This is a genomic window from Streptomyces sp. NPDC043746, assembly GCF_056436485.1.
In genome coordinates, this window is sequence record NZ_JBWKCM010000016.1 from 54,154 (window position 1) to 75,001 (window position 20,848).

The following is a 20,848-nucleotide window of genomic DNA, read 5'->3' on the forward strand; positions in this document are numbered from 1 at the left end:
GCGTGCAGAGCCTACTGGCACAGCTGTACGCCTCTGTCTCAGCGGTCGCGGTTGAAGCGGGTGGTGACCCAGAGCAGGAACATCAGCGCGAGGAAGGCCAGGCCGCCGATGAGGTAGGGGTTGAGGCTTTCGTGGTTGCCGCCGCCCTCGCCTCCGGAGGCGAGGGTGACCAGCTCGTGTGCGGTGCTCGTGAGGCTCATCTTCGGCAGGACCTATCGATCGTGAGGCGGAAGGAAGACGTCGGGCCCATCGTATGCGGGGCCTTCGGGCACGCTCACGCCGACTCAGTCGTTGTCGTCGTTGTTGCGGTATCCGCGCAGCAGGAACCAGGCCAGGAGCACCGCTCCGACGATCGAGACCAGCAGCACGATCCGGAGGGTGGCCCCCGGCCCCTGTTCCGCGGAGGCGGCAGCGAGGGTTACGGCGATGTGCGGCATTCCGGGCGCTCCTCAAAGTTATCCACAGCCCTCCGCACACCGTAGCGCCAGCGCCTACGCTGGGAATCGTCCGGGGGGCGAGCAACGTCTCGTACGAACAGGGGGCCATCCATGACCGACACCAGTCACGAGAACGTGCCGAGCAGGGCGCGCAGGCGATTCCCGGGGATCTCGTCCCGGGCCTACGAGCACCCGGCGGACCGCTCGGCCCTGGTGGCCCTGCGCAGGCTCACCGGTTTCGACACCGTGTTCAAGGCGCTCAGCGGGCTGCTCCCGGAGCGGAGCCTGCGGCTGCTCTTCCTCTCCGACTCCGTGCGGGTGAGCGAGGCGCAGTTCGCCCACCTCAACGACATGCTGCGCGACGCTTGCTACATCCTGGATCTGGAGAAGGTCCCGCCGATGTACGTCAAGCAGGACCCGCAGCCCAACGCCATGTGCATCGGGATGGACGAGCCGATCATCGTGGTCACCACCGGCCTGGTCGAACTGCTCGACGAGGAGGAGATGCGGGCTGTGGTCGGCCACGAGGTGGGCCACGCCCTCTCCGGCCACTCGGTGTACCGGACGATCCTGCTCTTCCTCACCAATCTGGCCGTGAAGGTCGCCTGGATCCCGCTGGGCAACGTGGCGATCATGGCGATAGTGACGGCGCTGCGCGAGTGGTTCCGCAAGTCGGAGCTCTCCGCCGACCGGGCCGGGCTGCTGGTGGGCCAGGACATCCAGGCGTCGATGCGCGGTCTGATGAAGATCGCCGGGGGCAACCACCTCCACGAGATGAACGTGGACGCCTTCCTCGCCCAGGCCGACGAGTACGAGAAGGGCGGGGATCTGCGGGACTCGGTCCTCAAGATCCTCAACGTGCTGCCCCGGTCGCACCCCTTCACCACGGTGCGGGCGGCCGAGCTGAAGAAGTGGTCGGAGACCCGCGACTACCAGCGGATCATGGACGGCCACTACCCCCGGCGCGACGAGGACAAGGACACCTCGGTGTCGGACTCCTTCCGGGAGTCGGCCTCGCACTACGCCGACACGGTGCGCACGAGCAAGGACCCGCTGATGAAGCTGGTCGGTGACATCGCCGGGGGCGCCGGAGACCTGGGCGGCAGGCTGCGCGACAAGTTCACCGGTGGCGGCGGGGCCAAGGGCGGTCCGGGCGGTTCCGCTACGCCGGACGGGGGCGGTAGTCCCGAAGGGCCGCAGAACCCGGAGGAGGGGCCCCGGAAGGCGTAGTCCCGCCGGGGGCGTCCGAGGCGGCGGGGGTGGGGGTGCCCAGGGGTGCCAGGGTCCCGCAGAGCGCCGCCCGGGGCCGGCCCGGGGCGTAGGGGTCGGTGGCCGCGGGGCCCCGGGCGTCGGCCCGCTCCCCCGCCAGGAGCGGGCGCAGCGACCCCGTCACGTCGGCCGAGCAGGACTGCGGCCCGGCCTGTACGTGGGCGGTGCGCAGCTCCAGCCGGTGCAGCCGCAGATCCTCCCGGTCGAGGCGGAAGCGCAGCTCGCGCCGGACGGTGAAGAGGGAGGCGCCGTCCTCCTTCGGTGCGCCGCCCGCCGGGCGCAGGGCGTAGGTGAAGGTGTGGTCCGAGACGATCTCCAGGGTGCCCGCGCCGTCCTCCGCGTACGTGAGGGTGCCCTGGACCCGGACCTGGGGGTCGGCCAGCTCCACCTGGGCCGGGTCGAAGCGCACCAGCCAGCCGGTGGCGGCGTGGAGCCCGTCGTCGGCGGGGTTGCTCAGGGACCGTTCGAACTGGCCCCGCTGGTCGGGGTCGAGGAGCTGCTCGACGGGGCGGCGGACCTGGCCGGTGAGGACGTCCGGGTTGAGCGAGGACTCCACCAGGTAGTCCTTGACGGTGGCGAGGGCGGTGGTGATCTGGCTGTCGGAGAAGTTCTGCGTACGCCGCACGGAGGGGAAGTTGATGCCGGCCGCGCCGGTCCGGAAGCCGGAGAGCGGAGCGGCCCGGTAGAGCTGCTCGGGTGATCCGGCGGGGACGGCGCCGCGTGGGGCGAGGGGGACCACGGTGGTGCGCAGCGGTTCGGCCCGCCGGGTGACGGGCTGCGGGTAGGGGTTGCGGAAGCCGATGTAGACGGCCGTGGCGAAGGCCAGGGCGATGAGGACGACCAGCACGATGGCGGCGCGGGAGCCGTGGCCCGACGGGGCCACCGGTGCCGGGAGCGTGCGCACCGCGCGGGCGGGCTCGCCCATCCGTTCCTGGGCCGAGAACTCCTGCATGCGGGCACTGCGGATGAACGATTCGTCGAAGACGAGCGAGCGGTACTCGTCCTCGCCGCCCTCGGGGTTCTCGGGCGGGCCGTTCGGTGGTTCTGAGCGGCCTGTCATGACGTCTCTCCCGCATCTCCGCCGCACCGGTCTGCTCGGTGCGCCACGGTCTGCTTCGGCCGTCGGGCGTCCGGCAGCGAGAAGCCCCCCGGAAGCGAGGGGTCACATCTTCAGAGTAGGTCGATCGGCGGTGACGTAAACGCGGAGAGCGGCGGGAAGTGGCAGCCGCCGTCACCGCCGTACGGGTGACGGACGGGCCGCCTCCCCGGTCCGAGGCGCGCGGCGCGGGCGCGGCTCAGGGAGTGGAGGGGGTGGCGGAGACCGTGGGGCGGGGGTGGTCCACGGCGGCCGGTGGAATCGCACCGGGCTGGTCCACCCCGCTGGTGGCGGGCGGCACCACCTGGTCCTCGCGGTTCGCGGAGGCGGTGCGGTGGACGGCGGAGAAGGCGAGGGCGACCATGCCCACGCCCATCACCAGGGCGAGCAGCCACGCAACCGGGCGGTGCCAGCGGGCGGCGCCCCGGTACCCGCCATGGCCGTAGGGACCGGAGCGGTCCTGGCCGTCGGGGTCGTAGTCCAGGTCCTGCGGGTCGTGCGGGGGCCGGGGGCGGCGGTGGGAGCCGTACTCGCCGTCCGTGGGGCGGCGGCTGCGGCGGGCCCGGGCGGCGTCCGCCTGCGCCCGGGCCTCCGCGGCGGCGAGCAGGCGCTCCACGGCGGTGGGCTCATGGACGACGGCGGCCCGGACGAAGTCCTCGTCGAACACCACGGAGGCGAAGTCCTTGTCCGCGCCCCCGCGGTCGTCGTCGGGCTCCCAGCCGTCCGGGAACGGCTTGCCCCCCACGTCGTCCGGCACGGGTTCAGCGTAGCCGTGCCGGACGGCTCCGCGCAGGTGCTCCGGAAAGTCGGGCTACCGGGTGTGACCGTCGCCGGTGACGATGTACTTCGTCGAGGTCAGCTCCGGCAGGCCCATCGGGCCCCGGGCGTGCAGCTTCTGGGTGGAGATGCCGATCTCCGCGCCGAAGCCGAACTGCCCCCCGTCGGTGAAGCGCGTCGAGGCGTTGACGGCGACCGTGGTGGAGTCGACCAGTTGGGTGAACCGGCGGGCGGCGGCCTGCGACGTGGTCACGATGGCCTCGGTGTGGCCGGAGGACCAGAGGCGGATGTGCGCGACGGCGGCGTCCAGGGAGTCCACGACCGCCGCCGCGATGTCGTACGACAGGTACTCGGTCTCCCAGTCCTCGGTCGTCGCCGGGACCACGGTGGCCTTGGTCCCCTCGGCGTGGACGAGGACGTGCTCGTCGCCGTGGACGGTGACCCCGGCCTCGGCCAGGGCGTCCAGGGCGAGCGGCAGGAAGGCGTCCGCGACGTCCTTGTGGACGAGCAGGGTCTCGGCGGCGTTGCAGACGCTGGGGCGCTGGGCCTTGGAGTTGACCAGGATGTCGACCGCCATGGACAGGTCCGTCTCGGCGTCGACGTAGACGTGGCAGTTGCCGGTGCCGGTCTCGATGACGGGGACCGTGGACTCCTCGACGACCGTACGGATCAGGGAGGCGCCGCCGCGCGGGATGAGGACGTCGACCAGGCCGCGGGCCCGCATCAGCTCCCGGACGGAGTCGCGGCTCTCGCCCGGGACGAGCTGCACAGCGTCGGCGGGGAGGCCCGAGCCGCCGACGGCGTCGCGCAGGACGCGGACCAGGGCGGTGTTGGAGGCGTACGCGGAGGAGGAGCCGCGCAGCAGGACCGCGTTGCCGGACTTCAGGCAGAGGGCGGCGGCGTCCACGGTGACGTTGGGGCGGGCCTCGTAGATGATGCCGACCACGCCGAGGGGGACGCGGACCTGGCGGAGGTCGATGCCGTTGGGCAGGGTCGAGCCGCGCACCACCTCACCGACCGGGTCGGGCAGCGCGGCCACGTCCCGTACGTCGGCGGCGATGGCCCGGATGCGCTCCGGGGTGAGGGTGAGCCGGTCGATGATGCCCTCGCTCGTGCCGGCCTCCCGGGCCCGCTCGACGTCCTGCGCGTTGGCCTCGACGATCTCGGCGGTCCGCACCTCGAGGGCGTCCGCGATGGCCAGCAGCGCGTCGTCCTTGGCAGCGCGCGGAAGTGGCGCGATATCCGCGGCGGCGGCGCGGGCCCGGTAGGCGGTCTGCGCGACCGGGGACAGGTTGTCGTAGGGCGAGAGCGTGGTCATGCCCGCAGGGTAATGCGCGCTCTGCGGGCATACGGCACGTATCCCGTGATGCGAGACGGCCGACCCGAGGAGCGGACGCCCTCCGGACCGGTCCAGGTCCCGAGGGCGGCGCCCCCTGTAGCCGGCCCCGGGCCTCGCGGGGTCAGTACGGGTGGACACCGACGGGCGCGGCGGGCGGTGGTCCGTACCCTTCGGCGATGCGCTGGTGGTAGGTCTCGCGGTCGATGACCTCGAGGCCGACGATCTTCCACGGCGGGAGCTGGGCGCTTGAGCGGTGCTCGCCCCACAGCCGCAGGGCGACCGCGGCGGCGTCGTGCAGGTCGCGGGCCTCTTCCCAGTAGCGGATCTCGGCGTGGTCGCCTGCGTACCGGCTGGTCAGCAGGAAGGGATGGTCGTGCGCGAGCTGTTCCAGACCGCGTCTGACCTCCCTCAGCGGTGTCTCGGCCCCCGAAACGCTGAGGGTGATGTGCCAGAGCTTCGACTGCGGGCGCTCCTCCTGCCGCTCCGGCGCCGGCTCCTGTTCGGCGGTGCCTCCCAGGGGCGGGTTCCGGTCGAAACCGGCGCCCGCTCCGACGCTCGTCAGGGCACGGCTGCCCGTGCCTCGGGGCGACGCCCCCGGGCGCGCTCGTCTCACCGGCGGCCTCCTGTGGTGTGTTGCTGTGCGGTCCCCTGTTTCCCCGCTACAAAGTGGACCAGTCAACGGCCGGGCGTGGGGCGGTTTTGGTAAAGGTCCCTGCCCTATGGCGGGACTTTCAGCCGTTTCAGGGGGTGAGGCGCGGCACGAGGATGACCAGATCGTCCCTGTGTACGACCTCGCGCTCATAGGCGGGACCCAGCTCACGGGCGAGATCGCGGGTGGAGCGGCCGAGCAGCTGGGGGATCTCCTTCGCGTCGAAGTTGACGAGCCCCCGGGCGACGGGGGTGCCGCGCACATCGCGCAGCTCCACCGGGTCGCCGGCGCTGAACTCGCCCTCGACGGCGCAGATCCCGGCGGGCAGCAGTGAGGTGCGGCGCTCCACCACGGCCCGTACGGCGCCGTCGTCCAGGGTGAGCGCGCCCTGCGGGGTGGAGGCGTGGGCGAGCCAGAGCAGCCGGTCGGCGGAGCGGCGGCCGGTGCGGTGGAAGTACGTACCGGTGTCGCGGCCCGCCAGCGCGTCGGCGGCCCGGCTGGCGGAGGTGAGGACGACGGGGACCCCGGCGGCGGTGGCGATGTTGGCGGCCTCGACCTTGGTGACCATGCCGCCGGTGCCCACGCCCGCCTTGCCGGCGCTGCCGATGGTGACGCCCGCGAGGTCGCCGGGGCCGGTGACCTCGGCGATGCGGGAGGCGCCGGGGGTGCCGGGCGGTCCGTCGTAGAGGCCGTCGACGTCGGAGAGGAGGACGAGGAGGTCGGCGTGGACGAGGTGGGCGACGAGCGCGGCGAGCCGGTCGTTGTCGCCGAAGCGGATCTCGTCGGTGGCGACGGTGTCGTTCTCGTTGACGACGGGGACGGCGCCCATCTCCAGCAGCTGGTCCAGGGTGCTGAAGGCGTTGCGGTAGTGGGCGCGGCGGCTGGTGTCGTCGGCGGTGAGGAGCACCTGGCCGACGCGGACGCCGTAGCGGGCGAAGGAGGCGGTGTAGCGGGCGACCAGGAGGCCCTGGCCGACGCTGGCGGCGGCCTGCTGGCGGGCGAGGTCCTTGGGGCGGCGGACCAGGCCGAGCGGGGCGAGCCCGGCGGCGATCGCTCCGCTGGAGACGAGGACGATCTCGCGTTCGCCGCCGTCCCTGACCTTGGCCAGGACGTCGACGAGGGCGTCGACCCGGTCGGCGTCGAGGCCGCCGGAGGCGGTGGTGAGCGAGGAGGAGCCGACCTTGACGACGATCCTGCGGGCGCCGGTCACCTCCGCCCGCCGTCCAAAGTCACCCCGGTCGGAGGATGTGCGCAGTGCACCTTCGAATTCGCTTGCCCCTGACACGTACGCCCGTCCCCATCATGTCGTCCTCATCGGCGCCCACAATCTACGCGAGGCGTCCGCGGGACGTCGGACCGTCTCAGCGCAGGTGGTACGACGCCCTCTCCAGCAGTGTGGCACCGGGCTACGCTGTGCGCGGGACCGCCGGACCGTCCCGGAAACGCCGCTTACTTCCGCGATCGGGCAAAAGTCCGTTCGATACGGGTTCCGTGGAGGACTCCCTCCACCGGGACGTCTTCGCGACGAACACCGGGAACCTGATCTTCAGCGACGCGGCGCACAAGATCCTGACGACCCCCCGGACGGACGTGTTCTCCAACGGGATCCGGGCGGTCCCGTCCGAGGCGGAGCGCATCAACGAGGAGTTCGACGTCTTCGTCGTCCCGCTGGCCAACGCCTTCCGCCCGACGTTCGAACGGTCCCTGGCCCGGATGACGCAGCTGATCAGGAGGTTGCGGATCCCCGTGATCGTGCTGGGCGTGGGGGCGCAGGCCTCGCTGGCGTACGACGCGAAGCGGCTGGAGCCGATGGAGCCGACGGTCCGGCAGTTCGTCGCGGCGGTCCTCGACCGCAGCGCCTCCATCGGCGTGCGGGGCGAGTTCACCGCGCGGTACCTGGCCGACCTGGGGTTCCGGGACGTCGAGGTCATCGGCTGTCCCTCGATGTTCCTGAACGGCGGGACGTTCACACTCGCCAAGCGTGTGGAGTCGCTCACCACCGGGTCCCGTATCGCGGTGAACGGCTCGCACAGCGCCGTCCGCGCGCACGGGCTCGACGCGATCATCCGCCGGGCCCACGGCCGCTATCCGCACCTCCGGTTCATCGGGCAGAACCTGCTGGAGGCGGAGCTGCTGCACTGGCGCGAGACCTCGCACCCCGACGGCTCGCAGACCTCGATGCCGACGCATCCGTCCCATCCGATGTACCGCGAGGACAAGGTGCGGCTCTACATCGACCCGGCCACCTGGATCGACGAACTCCGCGCGTTCGACTTCTCCTTCGGCTCCCGCATCCACGGCAACATCGCGGCGCTGCTGGCCGGTGTCCCGAGCACCGTCCTGTGCAGCGACTCGCGGACCCTGGAGCTGTGCCGGTACTTCGAGATCCCGCACCGCAGGATCTCCGAGGTGCCCGGGACCGTCGATCCCGCCGAGCTGTACGAGGCGGCCGACTTCGGCGGTCTCGTGAACGGGCACAAGGAGCGCTTCCTCCGCTTCATCGGGTTCCTGGAGCGCAACGGCCTGGAGAACACGTTCACGCACGGCGACGGGGGCGCCGCGTTCGACGCGCGGCTGGCCGAAGTCGCGCTGCCGCCCGCCGTCCGCCCCTGGATCGGCGCCGATCCCGAGGCGCTGAGCGGCCGGTTCGGCTGGCTGCGGAGCCGCATGGAGGAGCTGGCGGCGCAGAACGCGCAGCTGCGCGGCCAACTCGCGGGGAGGACGCCCCCTGCCGGTGTCCGGATCCCGATCGGCCGGGGCGCAGGAGCCCTCCCGACCCTCTACAGGCGGGCCCGCAGGGTGGTGGGCCGCCCGGTCCGCAGGCTGCTGCGGCCGGAGGAGTAGGCCCCCGGGGGCGCGACCGGCAGGCCGTACGAAACACCCCGCCCGGCACAGGCCACGCAGACCCGCAGACCCGCAGACCCGCAGACCTCGCGAACGCCTCTCGTTCAGCTGCGGTACGCGCGCCGCGGGACGCGCAGCGCGGTCCGGAGCGCTCCGGCCGCCCGGCGGGCCTTGCGCATCAGGCGCCGTACGAAGATCGTCGGGGTCTGGGGCACCGGCACCACGGGCCTGCCGCCGCCGATCCGCTCCGGCACGGTCAGCTCGTACGCCGCGTCCGGCAGCCCCGCGCCTTCCCCGAAGTGCGGGTAGGTGAGGTGGAGGCGGCCCCGCAGGCCCTTGCGGACCGCCTTCGGCTTCTCCTTGTCCTTCAGGAACCGCAGGACGTCCAGCAGGAGATCGAGCCGCCCCTGGGCGACGCAGGTCAGCCGCAACCTCTCCTGGACCTTGAGTCGGCGGGCCAGCCCGGGCGTCCAGTAGGCCCGCATCAGCGGGGCCGCCAGCTCCAGCTTGTGCTTCCGCACGGCCTCGCTCTGCCCGAGCAGGGCGGGGCCGAACTGCGGGAGCAGCGTGATGACGAAGGGCCGGACCATCAGGGTGTCACGCCGCGGTCCCGGCGGGACATGGTCGGCGATGAGCTTCATGAGCGCCCTGGCCGAGTCGAACCGCAGCTCGTAGCCGCCGCTCTTGGTGAGCTGTCTGCCGTCCTTGCGGCCCACCAGGTAGTAGCAGGTGGGGTCGGCGACGACGGAGACCCCGTTGCCGCGGAGATAGGCCTCCATGGTGAACAGGGCGTCCTCGCCCGTCCGCAGCTTCTCGTCGAAGCTCATGCCGAGCCGTACGAGGAGGTCGCGCCGGAACAGTTTCTGCGCGCTCAGGGTGAATTTGATGGAGGAATCGAAGAGATCGGCGCGCTCGACGGTCTCGCCCCACATCGACTTGGGCGCACCGCGGTCGACACCGACGACCTTTCCGAGAACAACGTCCGTGCGCGCCCGGTCGCCCATGGCGACCATGCGCTCCAGGGCCTCTTCGCCGAAATAGTCGTCGGCGTCGAGAAAGAAGACGTACCGGCCCCGGGCCAGTCCGAGACCGAGGTTGCGCGGGCCGCTGGGGCCGCCGGAATTCTCCTGCCGGACGACGCGCATGGGGATCGCCGTACGGGCGGCGAATTCCTCCAGGTATTCGCCCGTGCCGTCCGTGGAGCCGTCGTCGACCGCGACGACCTCCATGCGTGCGGGGCCGATCGTCTGGGCGTCCAGCGACTCCAGACACCGGATCAGGTAGGGCATCGCTTCATACGCCCCGATGATCACACTGACATCGGGCTCGTGGTTCGTCCTGGGCATGTCGGCCATATCCACCCGCTGATTTGATCACGAAGGGGGGTGAATTACTCGACTCTGCACTCTTTGCACACAAACACGCCGAACGACCCGTACATCCCCTCACGGGAAGGAGACGTACAGGTCGTCGTCAGGGTTGCGCCTCTTTCCGGACAGCCCGACCGACTGCCCGCCTGGGCGGGATCGGCCGCCCGACTCAGCGCGCCGTCGTGGCCTCCGGCGCGGCGACCCCGGCTTCCGGAGCGAGCGCCGTCGGCGCCGCCACCTCCGCCTCGCCGCCGAGAACGGTCACCGCGTCCGGATCCTCCGCGGCGACGGCCGCCGCCGTCGCCTCCGGCTCGCCCGTACCGACACCGCTGGAGTCCGCCTCCCGGTCCGGTACAGCCACGGCCTGGCCCCCGATCCGCTGGGCGACCCCGGCGTTGCGGGCCTCCGCCTTGGCGGCGAGCGCCCGCACCGCGGCGTCGAACCGCTCCATGGAGGTCGGCTCGTCCGGGCCCAGGAGGTACGCCTTCAGCTCCCGGCGCGCCTCGGCCAGGGCGTCGGCCGCCGGGTCCGCGACGGCGGCCAGCAGTTCGTCGAGTTCCTCGGCACCGTTGGACAGGACGACCGCGGCCCGTACGGCGGTGTTCTGCCGCCGGAACTCCTCGGCGCCCAGCCCCGCGGAGTCGGTGACCGCGTACGGCTTGCCGCTCGCGATGAAGTCGGAGACCACACTGGAGATGTCCGAGACCATGGCGTCGGACTCGTTGAAGCAGTCGTACAACGTGGGCTGCGGGCCCGTCACCGTGCGGTGTTCCCACCAGCCGCAGGAGCGCCAGTAGGCGTCGTTCCACTCGGCCCGCAGCCGGGCCGTCTCCGCCTCGCGGGCGGGGTCCGCGAGCGAGACCCGCGACTCCTCCGCCTCGTCCGCGCCGGGGCGGCCCACCACGGCCAGCTCCGCCAGCCGGGCGCCGATGGTGACGAGTTCGGCCTCGGCGGCGCTCCGGTCTGCGGCCGTCCGCTCGGCCTCCCGCACCCAGCGGGGCTGGGCGGCGCGCTCGGCGGCGGCCTTCTCCAGCATGGCCCGGATCCGGGCGTCGGCCGCCTTGGCCCTGGCGTTGCGGATGCCGGTGAAGGGATGCGGCTTGTAGACGATCCGGACCGGCTCGTCCGCGTCGATCAGCCCGCGCACGATGTTCTCGCCCGCCAGCAGCAGCGAGGTGTTGCCGGGGTGGTCGTCCCAGCCCTCCCAGGTGGGGGCGTACAGCACCGTCGGGATGGGGTTGCGGAGCGAGCCGGTCCCGCTCTCGATGGGCTCCAGCTGCGGGCGGCCGACCTCGACGATGTCCTCGTCCCGGACGCCCACATCGGCCAGCGCGTAGCGGTCGCGGCCCGCCCGGCCGGCCGTCCAGACCTCGTCGTAGACCTTGGAGTACGGGTTGACGCTGGCGAGCTTGTCGCTGTCACCGTGGCCGATGAAGACGTGCTTCATGGTCGGCACGCGCAGCATGTGGATGTTCTTGCCGACGTTGGCCGGATACAGGCAGACCCGGACGGTGGAGAGGTCCAGGTTCATCAGATGGGTGCCCGCAGGGACGCAGATCACCGGGACGGAGGTCTCGGCCAGCTGCGGGACCAGACCGCGTTCCCGCATGATGATCAGTGGTCGACCCTCGATGCGGGCCATGGTCTCCAGCCACATGTTGCCCTGGTAGGCGGACTCGTCGGAGCCGGAGAAGTAGAGCACCACGGTCGGCTGGTACTCGCTCAGCCAGGTGTCGACGGCCTTCAGCACGGCGGCGGGACGGGGCGCCTGCCGGCTGCGGTGCAGGTAGGGAGCGAGCGCCGCGACGTAGAGGAGGGCGAGCAGCAGGGTGAGCGCGGCACCGGCGTAGGCGGCGGCGTCCTCGCCGGTCCCGGCGGCGATCAGGATGCCGGCCATCGCGGGGATGTCGAGGTGCAGCATCTTCTCGCCCGAGCGGCGCAGCAGCGCGCTCGGCGGGGCGTCGGGGATGCGTACGGCGTTCAGGTCCACGTTGCGGGTGAGGACCGGCATCGTGCGGCGCAGCCTGATCAGGGTCGTCAGGGCTCCGTGCGGGACCTGGAGCCCGAAGAAGAGCAGGAAGCAGGCGGCCGCCGTGTAGAACAGCGGCCCCTCGGAGAGGTCCAGCCGGGCGAGCAGCAGGATGATCATCAGCTGGCGCAGCAGGAAGCGCATGGACAGCCCGGCTCGCACCCGGCCGAGCCGGTTGATCACATAGCTGCCCCGCTGATGCAGATACCGGTCCGCGAGGTACGTGACGGCTGCCGCCGCCGCGAAGAGCCACACGTTCGGAATGAGCGCGGCGAGCATGACACAGGGGTATCCGAGCCCCATGAGCAACGCTGCCGCCAATTCCGACCTGCTGCCCACACGGACGAGGCGAATGGCTTTCGAAATCATGGAAGAACCTGCTCCAGGGTGGTGCCGGCTGGTTTCACGTCACAAGATTCATGTAATGAGGAAAATATGAAGATGCGCGTATACGGAGAAGGCCTCGGTCATCGCAGGGAGCGGTGACCGAGGCCCGTTGTCGCGTCAGTGCCGAGAATGACTACACGTCCCCCTGGCGGTCCAGCGCGGAGGCCAGCGCCTGATCGAACCCGGACGAAGCGGATGCCTCCGCCGTCGGGTCCTGCTGCCGTACGTCGATGACGTGCCCGGTCAGCTCGGAGAGCAGTACGTCGAGCGAGGTGCGGGCCACGGCCTCCGAGGAGAGCAGTGTGCCCTCCGGCTCCTGACCGAAGGCCTTGGCGCGCATCGGTGTCGCGGTCCGCTCCGGGTTCACGCAGTTCACCCGGACGCCCTCCCCCGCCCACTCGTCGGCGAGCGCCTGGGTCAGGTTGACCATCGCCGCCTTGGTGGAGGAGTAGAGGCTGTACTCGGCACGGCCCCGGGTGTAGCTGCTGGAGGTGTAGAGCAGCAGCTGCCCCTGGGTCTCGGCGAGGTACCGGTAGGAGGCGCGCGCGATCTGGACGGGGGCCAGATAGTTGACGTTCAGCGCTTCCTGGATCATCGCGTCGTCCGTCTCGGCCAGCTTGCCGATACGCAGGACACCCGCGGTGTTGATGACGTAGTCGACGCGCCCGGTCTCGGCGTGCGCCCGGGCGAGCGCCCCGTCGATGTCGGCCCGGTTCTCCACATGGGTGCCGGTGGTGGATCGGCCCAGCGCGTAGACCTTCGCCCCGTAACTCTCCGCCATCGCCGCGAGGTCGGCACCGATCCCGTACGAACCGCCGAAGACGACGACGGTCTTGCCCGAGAGCAGTTCCCGGTAGGCGGCCTCGTCGGCCTGGCGGGGGGCGGCGGTGGAGGCGAGCTGGAAGAGCTTGTCGGTGAGGAAGACGTCGACCGGCTGGGTGACCTTCATGTTGTACTCGTCGCCCGCGACCACATGGATCGGCACGTCGGGGAGGTACTTGAGGACCACCGAACAGTCGTCCGTGGCATGGAAGTTGGGGTCCCCCGCCGCGATTCTGTACGCCTTGCGGATCGTGGAGAGCTTGAACGCCTGCGGGGTCTGGCCGCGGCGCAGCCGGGAGCGGTCGGGGACCTCGGTGATGAACTCGCCGTCCTCGCCGTGGGTGCGGGTCACGATGATCGTGTCCGCGGAGGGGATGGCGACGTCGACGGCCTGGTAGCGGTCGAGGGCGGCGACACAGTCCCTGATGACACGCTGTGACAACAGGGGGCGCACAGCGTCGTGGAAGAGGACGTTGCGGTCCTCGTTCTCGGCGAGACCCTCGCCGACGGCCGCGATGGCGCGCTCGGTGGTCGCGTTGCGGGTGCTGCCGCCCTCGATGATCCGGGTGACCTTGGTCAACTGGGCCTTGACGACGATCTTCTCGACGTCCGGCACGAAGCCCGGCGCCATCATCACGATGATGTCGTCGATGTCCTCGGCGTTCTGAAAGATCGTCAGTGTGTGCTCTATGACGGCCTTGCCCGCGATCTTCAGTAGCTGCTTGGGGATCGAGAGCCCCACCCGCTGCCCGGTGCCGCCGGCGAGCACGACCGCTGTGGTCCGGAGCTTGGCTTCGTGGGGCAGAGACACTGACGACCTACTTCGCTACGGGGGTGGAACAGCGCGATGCTCGCACTCTCCGTGACCGTCCCGCAAGGCGGACACCCCCCGTGCCACACCCCCTGGAAACCCGCAGTTCATCGCCTGGCCAGGGATGTTGAATGATCCCGTGAGGTTCCACGGGAGACCGAACCGATGGATAACTTTCATAATCTCCACACGCTCACGCCCCCTAAAACCCTATTCGGGCGCTCGAACAGCCCTGACCCGCCCCCGAAACCACCGGAAGGCCTGGCTCCGATCGGAGCCAGGCCTTCCGGTCCTGGAGGTCGTGCACCCTCTAGAAGGGGTCGAACTCGTCGTACTCCTGCTGTGCGTCGTCACGCTCCGCAGTGCGCTCCCGGCGGCGCTGGGCCGCCGGACGCGGGGCCTCCAGGCGGTGGTCCTCACCGCGGCGCCCCAGCATCTCGGCACCGGCCTGCATGGTCGGCTCCCAGTCGAAGACGACCGCGTTCTCCTCGGGGCCGATGGCGACCCCGTCACCGGCCCGGGCGCCCGCCTTGACCAGTTCGTCCTCGACACCGAGGCGGTTGAGCCGGTCCGCGAGGTAGCCGACGGCCTCGTCGTTGTTGAAGTCGGTCTGGCGCACCCAGCGCTCGGGCTTCTCGCCCCGTACGCGGTAGAGGTCCTCGCCCTCCGCGGTGACCGTGAAGCCCGCGTCGTCGACGGCCTTGGGGCGGATGACGATCCGGGTCGCCTCCTCCTGCGGCTTGGCGGCCCGCGCCTTCGCGATGATCCCGGCGAGCGCGAAGCTCAGCTCCTTGAGGCCCTTGTGCGCGATCGCGGAGACCTCGAAGACCTGGTAGCCACGGGCCTCCAGGTCGGGGCGGATCATGTCGGCCAGGTCCTGGCCGTCGGGGATGTCGACCTTGTTCAGCGCGACGATGCGGGGCCGGTCCTCCAGGCCGCCGTACTGGCGCAGCTCCTCCTCGATGATGTCGAGGTCGGAGACCGGGTCGCGGTCGGACTCCAGCGTCGCGGTGTCCAGGACGTGCACGAGCACCGAGCAGCGCTCGACATGGCGCAGGAACTCCAGGCCGAGTCCCTTGCCCTGGCTGGCGCCGGGGATCAGCCCGGGGACGTCCGCGATGGTGTAGACGGTCGAGCCCGCCGTGACGACACCGAGGTTGGGCACCAGCGTGGTGAAGGGGTAGTCCGCGATCTTCGGCTTGGCTGCGGAGAGCACCGAGATCAGCGAGGACTTGCCCGCACTCGGGTAGCCGACGAGCGCCACGTCCGCGACGGTCTTGAGCTCCAGGACGATGTCCCGGCTCTCCCCCGGCTCACCGAGCAGCGCGAAGCCGGGCGCCTTGCGGCGGGCGGAGGCCAGCGCCGCGTTGCCGAGCCCGCCGCGGCCGCCCTGGCCGGCGACGAAGGTGGTGCCCTGGCCGACCAGGTCCGCGAGGACGTTGCCGGCCTTGTCGAGGACGACGGTGCCGTCGGGGACGGGCAGGATCAGGTCCTGGCCGTCCTTGCCGGAGCGGTTGTCACCGGCACCGGGCTGGCCGTTGGTGGCCTTGCGGTGGGGGCTGTGGTGGTAGTCCAGCAGCGTGGTCACGGACTGCTCGACGACGAGGATCACGTCGCCGCCCCGGCCGCCGTTGCCCCCGTCGGGGCCGCCGAGCGGCTTGAACTTCTCCCGGTGTACGGAGGCGCAGCCGTGGCCTCCGTTACCCGCGGCGGCATGCAGCTCGACGCGGTCCACGAAGGTGGTCATGGTGGGTGCCTCCAGGTACAGCAGAAAAATACGGAATTGTCTCTGTCGTAACACGCCGAGGGCGGACCCGCTTCCCCGTTCGCCGGGAAAGCTGAGATCCGCCCTCGGAAGGTGCTGTGTGCCGTTCTGCGCGCGCTGAGGAAGAACTCAGACGGCGAGCGGAACGATGTTCACGACCTTGCGGCCACGGTGGGTACCGAACTCCACCGCACCGGCGGTCAGCGCGAACAGCGTGTCGTCGCCGCCACGGCCGACGCCCGTGCCCGGGTGGAAGTGGGTGCCGCGCTGGCGGACCAGGATCTCACCGGCGTTGACGGCCTGGCCGCCGAAGCGCTTCACGCCGAGCCGCTGAGCATTGGAATCGCGCCCGTTCCGGGTGGACGATGCGCCCTTCTTGTGTGCCATGTGTTCTCAGTCCCTTACTTCGCAGCCGCGGGGATACCGGTGACCTTGATCGCCGTGTACTGCTGGCGGTGACCCTGGCGACGGCGGTAGCCGGTCTTGTTCTTGTAGCGAAGGATGTCGATCTTCGCGCCCTTGTGGTGGTCCACGACCTCGGCCTGGACCTTGATCCCGGCCAGGACCCACGGGTCGCTGGTCACGGCGTCGCCGTCGACAACGAGCAGGGTCGAGAGCTCGACCGTGTCGCCAACCTTGGCGGTGGAAATCTTGTCAACCTCAACGATGTCGCCGACAGCAACCTTGTGCTGGCGACCACCGCTGCGCACGATGGCGTACACGCGGATCTCTCTTTCGCTCGGAACGGATCCCCTGATGCCAGCCGCTCGCACGGGCCGGGGCCCGGGACGATCCGGAAGGATGAGCGGCCTCTCCTGGCGGACGGCGCGAACACCGACCGGGACCGGGAGGGATGTGCTCAGGGGCAGGTGCGTACGGAGACACACCGGGGGTCAAGGTTACGGGGACGGGTTCCGGGGGTCAAACCGGGGTCGCGCCACCGGCCGCACCGCCACCGCGGGGCCCGCCCCCCGCCCTATGCTGCCCGGGACCGGCAGGCTTCCGGCTTCCGTGAAAGGCGTACGACGTGAACTACAGGGTCCAGCCCACCGCCCAGGTCGACGAGAGCGCCGAGATCGGGGCGGGCAGCAGCGTCTGGGAGCTGGCGCAGATCCGGGAGGGCGCGAAGCTCGGCGAGGGGTGCGTGGTGGGCCGCGGCGCGTACGTCGGCTCGGGCGTCCGCATCGGGAACAACGTCAAGCTGCAGAACTACGCCCTCGTCTACGAGCCCGCCGAGCTGGCCGACGGCGTCTTCGTCGGACCGGCGGTGGTCCTCACCAACGACCGCAACCCGCGCTCGGTGGACCCCGAGGGCAGGCAGAAGCGCGGCGGCGACTGGGAGGCCGTGGGCGTCCGGGTCGCGGAGGGCGCCTCGCTCGGGGCCCGGTCCGTCTGTGTGGCGCCGGTCCGGATCGGCCGGTGGGCCATGGTCGCGGCGGGCGCGGTGGTGACCCGGGACGTCCCCGACTTCGCCCTGGTCGTCGGCGTACCGGCCCGGCGGATCGGCTGGGTGGGCCGCAGCGGGGAGCGCCTGACCGCGCGCGAGGGTGAGCCGGGCGTGTGGGAGTGCCCGCAGGACGGGACGGTGTACGAGGAGGAGGACGGGATCCTCGAAGAGCGGCTCGGTCTGGCCTGAGGGACCCCGGCGCCCCCGCGGGCCGGGACGTCCGGCCGGTGTACGGGGAGGGCGCGCTCGGTCCCCGCACACCGGAGCGGGCAGCCGTCGTCCGGGGAGCGGTCGGCCCCCGTACGACGGGTGGTCAGCCCTCCAGCAGCAGTCGGTCGAAGCCGGGGGCGATCACCGGCCAGTCCCAGGTCGTCAGCGCGTGCTCTGCCGCGTCGGCCGCCGCCTTGCGCCATTTCTCCTCGGTCGCCGTCAGCGCGAGAGCGCGGTCGGCGGCCTCCCTCGGGGTGGCGACCACCCAGTCGGCGGGGAAGAGGGTCCGGGCGCTGTGCTCCCTGCCCGCGAAGAACGGCCAGTCGCGGACCACCGGGACCGCACCGCTGACGGCGCCCTCGACGAGCCCGCAGTGGAAGCTCTCACGCACCGAGCTGCTGAGGATCACCCCGACCCCGGTGAGCGCGGCCGGCACGTCCTCGGTACGCCCCAGCATCCGGACCGCCCCCGTGGGCTCCAGCTCGGCCAGGTCCTCGCGGAACAGGTCGTCGTAGGCGCGGGCCGCGGGGCTCGCCTCGCGGTCCGGCCCGTCCCCGATGACGACCAGGCGGTACCGCTCGTCGTGCTCCCGCAGCAGCCGCAGGACCTCCAGGGCCCAGCGCGGGTCCTTGGCGACGACGCCCGCGCCGATCAGGCCGACGGTGAAGCGCGCCTCGGGGTCGGTCTTCTCCCGCCGGAACCGCCCCAGGTCCATGGCGTTGGCGATGACGTGCAGCGCCGGGCCGCCCGGCTCCCCCAGGGGCGGCAGGCACGCGACGGCCAGATCGCGCAGGTGGTCCCCGACGAAGACCAGGTCGTCGACCCGGTCCCACGCGACCAGATGCGGCCAGAGCGTGAACGCCTCGTAGCTGTGCAGCCGTACGACGATCCTGGTGGCGCCCGGGTCGACCAGGGTGAAGAGGGCGGCGGCGTTGGTGCACCAGTCGACGAAGACCGTGTCCGCCCACTCCAGATGCGGCCGGAGCGCCGCCTCGGCCTGCTCCCCGAGGGCGGGCGCGCCGCCGAGCGCGTACTCCGTCATCCGCTGGCCGCCCCGGGCCAGCGGGCGCAGCGTCTCGTCCTCCTTCAGGTCCAGGAAGCGGATCTCGACGCCGGGGTGGTCGGCGTACCGCTCGCGGATCGGCTGGAGGAAGTTGGCGTTGGAGTACGTGGTGACCAGCAGCCGCAGGGGCCGGTCGGCCGGTACGGGGGCGGTGGGCTCGGTGCGTCCGCGCGGTGCGGTCAGGGCCTGGAAGGCGGTGCTCGCACGGAAGGGGGCCAGGTATCCGGCGGGGTCGTCGGCCAGCGGGGAGGACAGTGAGTCGAAGTGGACAGCCCGGGGGAAGGCCAGGGTGAGCGCCGAGGAGAGCGAGGCCGCCGCTCCCTTGGCGTCGCCCTTGGCGTGCCGCCGGTCGGCGAGGGCGAGCGCCGCCTCGTACGCGGACCGGCGCAGCGCCGGGTCGTCGTGGCCGCGCGCCAGGTCGGCCTGGGCAGCCTCCGCGAGCAGGGCCGCGCGCAGGGCCTCGTCGGCGGTGCGGCGGGCCGCGTCGCCGAGCACCAGGGCGGCGCCCGCCTTGCGGCCCCCCTTGGCCATGCTGAGGCTGACGCGGCGGGCGAGCTTGGCCCGCAGCCGGTCCGGCACCCTGGGCGCGGCCACCACCCCGCGCCAGGAGCGGGCGCCGAGCGCGGTGCGCATGACGGCCGGGGAGGAGGCCCGGCGCAGCGCCCCGCCGACGACACGCCGGGCGGCGCCCCGGGTGGAGCGGCCGACGGTGACGGGGGTGGGCACGGTCCGGGCGGCATCCCGCAGGGCGTGGTGGAGGGGACGGGCGCGGCGTTCCTCGACCGCCTTGAGCGCGGGGGCGATACCGAAGACCGCGTGTGCCTTCCGGTTGACCTGGGCCAGTCGCCAGACCGTGTAGACGGCGGAGGCGTCCAGGGCGACCAGGACGTGGGCCCGGCGCCCGGCGCGGCGGACCTGCCGGTCGCGTTCGGCCGAGGCCCAGACGCGGCGCGGGGCGGAGAGCTTGGCGACGCGCTTCTCGAATGCCTTGCCGCGTTCGGCCGCGGCCGCCTTCAGGGAGCGCAGTGCGGCGAGGCCGAGGCCGGGCTCGATGTCGTCCGGGGCGAAGAGACCCACCAGTTCGACGGTGGCGCCCGCCGCCCGGAACTGCTCCACCGACGCCCTGAGGACCGCTTCCTGCGGCGGTGCTCCGGCGATCAGAAGTACCTGCGTCATACCGAGAGGTCCTCCACCTCGTGGGTGCCCGGGGCCTGCGCCCCGGGGTCGTCCGGTGTGCCGGCGACCTGGCCGACGAGCCGGCGGACGGCGGGGCCCAGCTGGGCGGACCGCGCGTACTGGGCGGCGTGCGCCCGGGCGGCGGCCCGGTCCTCGTCGGTCGCCTCGACGGCGAGCTTCGCGGCCGTCGAGTAGGCCGTGGCCAGTGCTTCCTCGTCGAAGCCGAAGGCTCCCGTCCACAGCGGGTGGCCGGTCATCACGGTGCTCGCGTCGTGCTCGACCTCGTGCGCGGACATGACCGGGAGGCCGGTCGCGGCGTACTCGTAGACCTTGCCGGAGGTCATGTACTTCCCTCCCATGATCATGAGGAGGAGGACGTCCCAGCTCGCGAAGATGTCCGGCACCTCGGCCTTGGGGGCGGCCCCGCCGAAGCTCACCGCCTCCCCCCGGGCCTGCGCCTGGCGGATCATCTCCATGTGGGCGTTGGCCTCGCGGGCCGCGCCGGAGCCGATCTGGCCGCGGATCTCCAGGCGGGAGCGGGCGACGAGAGGATCGCGCTCGCGGGCGGTGCGCCAGCCGTCGAGGACGGCCTTGAGGATGCGCGGCGGTGAGGTCACCACCCCGAGGTGCCCGAAGGTCAGCCCGGCCGCCGGGTCGGGTGTGCGCGTCCGGGCGGGGACGCTGTCCTCGTCGTACCCGTTGCGTACGACGTGGAAGCGGGCGGCCAGGTCGGGGTGGCGCTGCCGGTACCAGTCGGCGATCGGGTCGTTCACGAGCCAGAGGGAGAGCGCCTGGCTCAGCACCTCGCGCTCCCAGACCCCGGAGGGCGAGTCGGGGGTGAAGGCCTCGCCGTCGCCGAGGACGTCGACGGACCAGCCGTCGCGGAAGTCGATCGCGTACGGCACCCGGTGGGTCTCCCACAGATGGAGGGCCGCGGCCATGTTCACGTACGGCACGCAGGTCGCGAGGACGAGGTCGACCGGCTTCTCCCGGTGGATGCGCTCGACGGCCCGTTCGAGGTCGGCCTTCCAGCCGCCGTAGATCGGCTCGGGGAAGTCCGCCATTCCCTTCTCCCGGTAGGCGGTGGCCCACTGGGTCGGCCGCAGCGCGCGTTCCTCGGAGAACGTCCGGATGTCGGTCTCCAGGTCCTCGCGCACCAGCGGCAGCTTCACGACGCGTACGCGGGGGTCGACGCGCTCGGAGAGGGTGTGGTCCAGGCCGAAGTCCCGCTCCCAGGATGCGTCGGCGATGGTGACCACCGTGACGTCCCAGCCCTGTGAGACGAACTGGTTGGCGGTTTCCCGCATCCGATAGGCGCAGCTCTTCGCGGCCGGGGGAAACCCGATGGCCAGATACG

At 71.8% G+C, this 20,848-nt stretch carries 18 protein-coding genes; 3 read left to right on the forward strand and 15 right to left on the reverse strand.

Annotated features, from left to right (window positions below; all coding sequences use genetic code 11):
* Positions 1–38: 38 nt before the first annotated feature.
* Positions 39–200 (reverse strand): hypothetical protein, encoded by a 162-nt coding sequence (locus AC0682_RS18790; protein ID WP_019763133.1) that lies wholly within the window; start codon positions 198–200, stop codon positions 39–41.
* Positions 201–284: 84 nt separating this feature from the next.
* On the reverse strand, positions 285–437 hold the full coding sequence (locus AC0682_RS18795; protein ID WP_018487131.1) for a hypothetical protein: 153 nt from the start codon (positions 435–437) through the stop codon (positions 285–287).
* A 111-nt stretch (positions 438–548) separates the two neighbouring features.
* Between AC0682_RS18795 and AC0682_RS18800 the strand changes: the two genes are divergently transcribed.
* Positions 549–1,667, forward strand: coding sequence for a M48 family metallopeptidase (locus AC0682_RS18800; protein ID WP_254812580.1), 1,119 nt, complete (start codon positions 549–551; stop codon positions 1,665–1,667).
* Here AC0682_RS18800 and AC0682_RS18805 read toward each other — a convergent pair.
* The 5 genes from AC0682_RS18805 to proB all read right to left on the reverse strand — a co-directional run bounded on the left by AC0682_RS18805 (position 1,600) and on the right by proB (position 6,777).
* Positions 1,600–2,766: an SCO2583 family membrane protein gene (locus AC0682_RS18805; protein WP_254812579.1), complete on the reverse strand. Its 1,167-nt coding sequence runs from the start codon at positions 2,764–2,766 to the stop codon at positions 1,600–1,602. The genes AC0682_RS18800 and AC0682_RS18805 overlap by 68 nt on opposite strands.
* A gap of 235 nt (positions 2,767–3,001) precedes the next feature.
* Positions 3,002–3,559, reverse strand: coding sequence for an SCO2584 family spore wall biosynthesis protein (locus tag AC0682_RS18810; RefSeq protein WP_254812578.1), 558 nt, complete (start codon positions 3,557–3,559; stop codon positions 3,002–3,004).
* 54 nt (positions 3,560–3,613) lie between these two features.
* Complete coding sequence (locus AC0682_RS18815; RefSeq protein ID WP_478533988.1) at positions 3,614–4,897, reverse strand: glutamate-5-semialdehyde dehydrogenase; 1,284 nt, start codon at positions 4,895–4,897, stop codon at positions 3,614–3,616.
* Positions 4,898–5,039: 142 nt separating this feature from the next.
* Positions 5,040–5,531: a hypothetical protein gene (locus AC0682_RS18820; RefSeq protein ID WP_254812576.1), complete on the reverse strand. Its 492-nt coding sequence runs from the start codon at positions 5,529–5,531 to the stop codon at positions 5,040–5,042.
* A gap of 127 nt (positions 5,532–5,658) precedes the next feature.
* On the reverse strand, positions 5,659–6,777 hold the full coding sequence (proB, locus tag AC0682_RS18825; RefSeq protein ID WP_254812575.1) for a glutamate 5-kinase: 1,119 nt from the start codon (positions 6,775–6,777) through the stop codon (positions 5,659–5,661).
* 281 nt (positions 6,778–7,058) lie between these two features.
* Here proB and AC0682_RS18830 point away from each other — a divergent pair, with 281 nt between their 5' ends.
* The gene (locus AC0682_RS18830; RefSeq protein WP_478533990.1) at positions 7,059–8,411 is read left to right on the forward strand and encodes a polysaccharide pyruvyl transferase family protein; all 1,353 of its coding nucleotides are present in this window, start codon (positions 7,059–7,061) and stop codon (positions 8,409–8,411) included.
* 104 nt (positions 8,412–8,515) lie between these two features.
* On the opposite strand, the gene AC0682_RS18835 is transcribed toward AC0682_RS18830, so the two are convergent.
* The 6 genes from AC0682_RS18835 to rplU all read right to left on the reverse strand — a co-directional run bounded on the left by AC0682_RS18835 (position 8,516) and on the right by rplU (position 16,317).
* Entirely contained in the window at positions 8,516–9,766 is a 1,251-nt protein-coding gene (locus AC0682_RS18835) for a glycosyltransferase family 2 protein (protein WP_478534065.1), read from the reverse strand.
* A gap of 184 nt (positions 9,767–9,950) precedes the next feature.
* Positions 9,951–12,089: a hypothetical protein gene (locus AC0682_RS18840; protein WP_478533991.1), complete on the reverse strand. Its 2,139-nt coding sequence runs from the start codon at positions 12,087–12,089 to the stop codon at positions 9,951–9,953.
* A gap of 241 nt (positions 12,090–12,330) precedes the next feature.
* Entirely contained in the window at positions 12,331–13,830 is a 1,500-nt protein-coding gene (locus AC0682_RS18845) for an SDR family NAD(P)-dependent oxidoreductase (RefSeq protein WP_478533992.1), read from the reverse strand.
* A gap of 310 nt (positions 13,831–14,140) precedes the next feature.
* Positions 14,141–15,577 (reverse strand): GTPase ObgE, encoded by a 1,437-nt coding sequence (gene obgE / locus AC0682_RS18850; protein ID WP_478533993.1) that lies wholly within the window; start codon positions 15,575–15,577, stop codon positions 14,141–14,143.
* 147 nt (positions 15,578–15,724) lie between these two features.
* The gene (gene rpmA / locus AC0682_RS18855) at positions 15,725–15,982 is read right to left on the reverse strand and encodes a 50S ribosomal protein L27 (RefSeq protein WP_015608479.1); all 258 of its coding nucleotides are present in this window, start codon (positions 15,980–15,982) and stop codon (positions 15,725–15,727) included.
* 14 nt (positions 15,983–15,996) lie between these two features.
* Positions 15,997–16,317, reverse strand: coding sequence for a 50S ribosomal protein L21 (rplU, locus tag AC0682_RS18860; RefSeq protein ID WP_042812502.1), 321 nt, complete (start codon positions 16,315–16,317; stop codon positions 15,997–15,999).
* A 305-nt stretch (positions 16,318–16,622) separates the two neighbouring features.
* Between rplU and AC0682_RS18865 the strand changes: the two genes are divergently transcribed.
* The gene (locus AC0682_RS18865; protein WP_478533995.1) at positions 16,623–17,231 is read left to right on the forward strand and encodes an acyltransferase; all 609 of its coding nucleotides are present in this window, start codon (positions 16,623–16,625) and stop codon (positions 17,229–17,231) included.
* 124 nt (positions 17,232–17,355) lie between these two features.
* On the opposite strand, the gene AC0682_RS18870 is transcribed toward AC0682_RS18865, so the two are convergent.
* Positions 17,356–19,491, reverse strand: a complete 2,136-nt coding sequence (locus AC0682_RS18870; protein WP_478533996.1) for a glycosyltransferase — start codon at positions 19,489–19,491, stop codon at positions 17,356–17,358.
* Entirely contained in the window at positions 19,488–20,798 is a 1,311-nt protein-coding gene (locus AC0682_RS18875; protein ID WP_478534067.1) for a glycosyltransferase family protein, read from the reverse strand. The genes AC0682_RS18870 and AC0682_RS18875 overlap by 4 nt, the downstream gene beginning before the upstream one ends.
* Between the last annotated feature and the right edge of the window lie 50 nt (positions 20,799–20,848).

Bases quoted from the DNA above. Each gene is read 5' to 3' on its own strand.
- AC0682_RS18790 (WP_019763133.1), bottom strand. From the start codon at position 200: ATGAGCCTCACGAGCACCGCACACGAGCTGGTCACCCTCGCCTCCGGA.
- AC0682_RS18795 (WP_018487131.1), bottom strand. From the start codon at position 437: ATGCCGCACATCGCCGTAACCCTCGCTGCCGCCTCCGCGGAACAGGGG.
- AC0682_RS18800 (WP_254812580.1), top strand. From the start codon at position 549: ATGACCGACACCAGTCACGAGAACGTGCCGAGCAGGGCGCGCAGGCGA.
- AC0682_RS18805 (WP_254812579.1), bottom strand. From the start codon at position 2,766: ATGACAGGCCGCTCAGAACCACCGAACGGCCCGCCCGAGAACCCCGAG.
- AC0682_RS18815 (WP_478533988.1), bottom strand. From the start codon at position 4,897: ATGACCACGCTCTCGCCCTACGACAACCTGTCCCCGGTCGCGCAGACC.
- AC0682_RS18835 (WP_478534065.1), bottom strand. From the start codon at position 9,766: ATGGCCGACATGCCCAGGACGAACCACGAGCCCGATGTCAGTGTGATC.
- AC0682_RS18840 (WP_478533991.1), bottom strand. From the start codon at position 12,089: ATGCTCGCCGCGCTCATTCCGAACGTGTGGCTCTTCGCGGCGGCGGCA.
- obgE (WP_478533993.1), bottom strand. From the start codon at position 15,577: ATGACCACCTTCGTGGACCGCGTCGAGCTGCATGCCGCCGCGGGTAAC.
- rpmA (WP_015608479.1), bottom strand. From the start codon at position 15,982: ATGGCACACAAGAAGGGCGCATCGTCCACCCGGAACGGGCGCGATTCC.
- AC0682_RS18870 (WP_478533996.1), bottom strand. From the start codon at position 19,491: ATGACGCAGGTACTTCTGATCGCCGGAGCACCGCCGCAGGAAGCGGTC.
- AC0682_RS18875 (WP_478534067.1), bottom strand. From the start codon at position 20,798: ATGCGGGAAACCGCCAACCAGTTCGTCTCACAGGGCTGGGACGTCACG.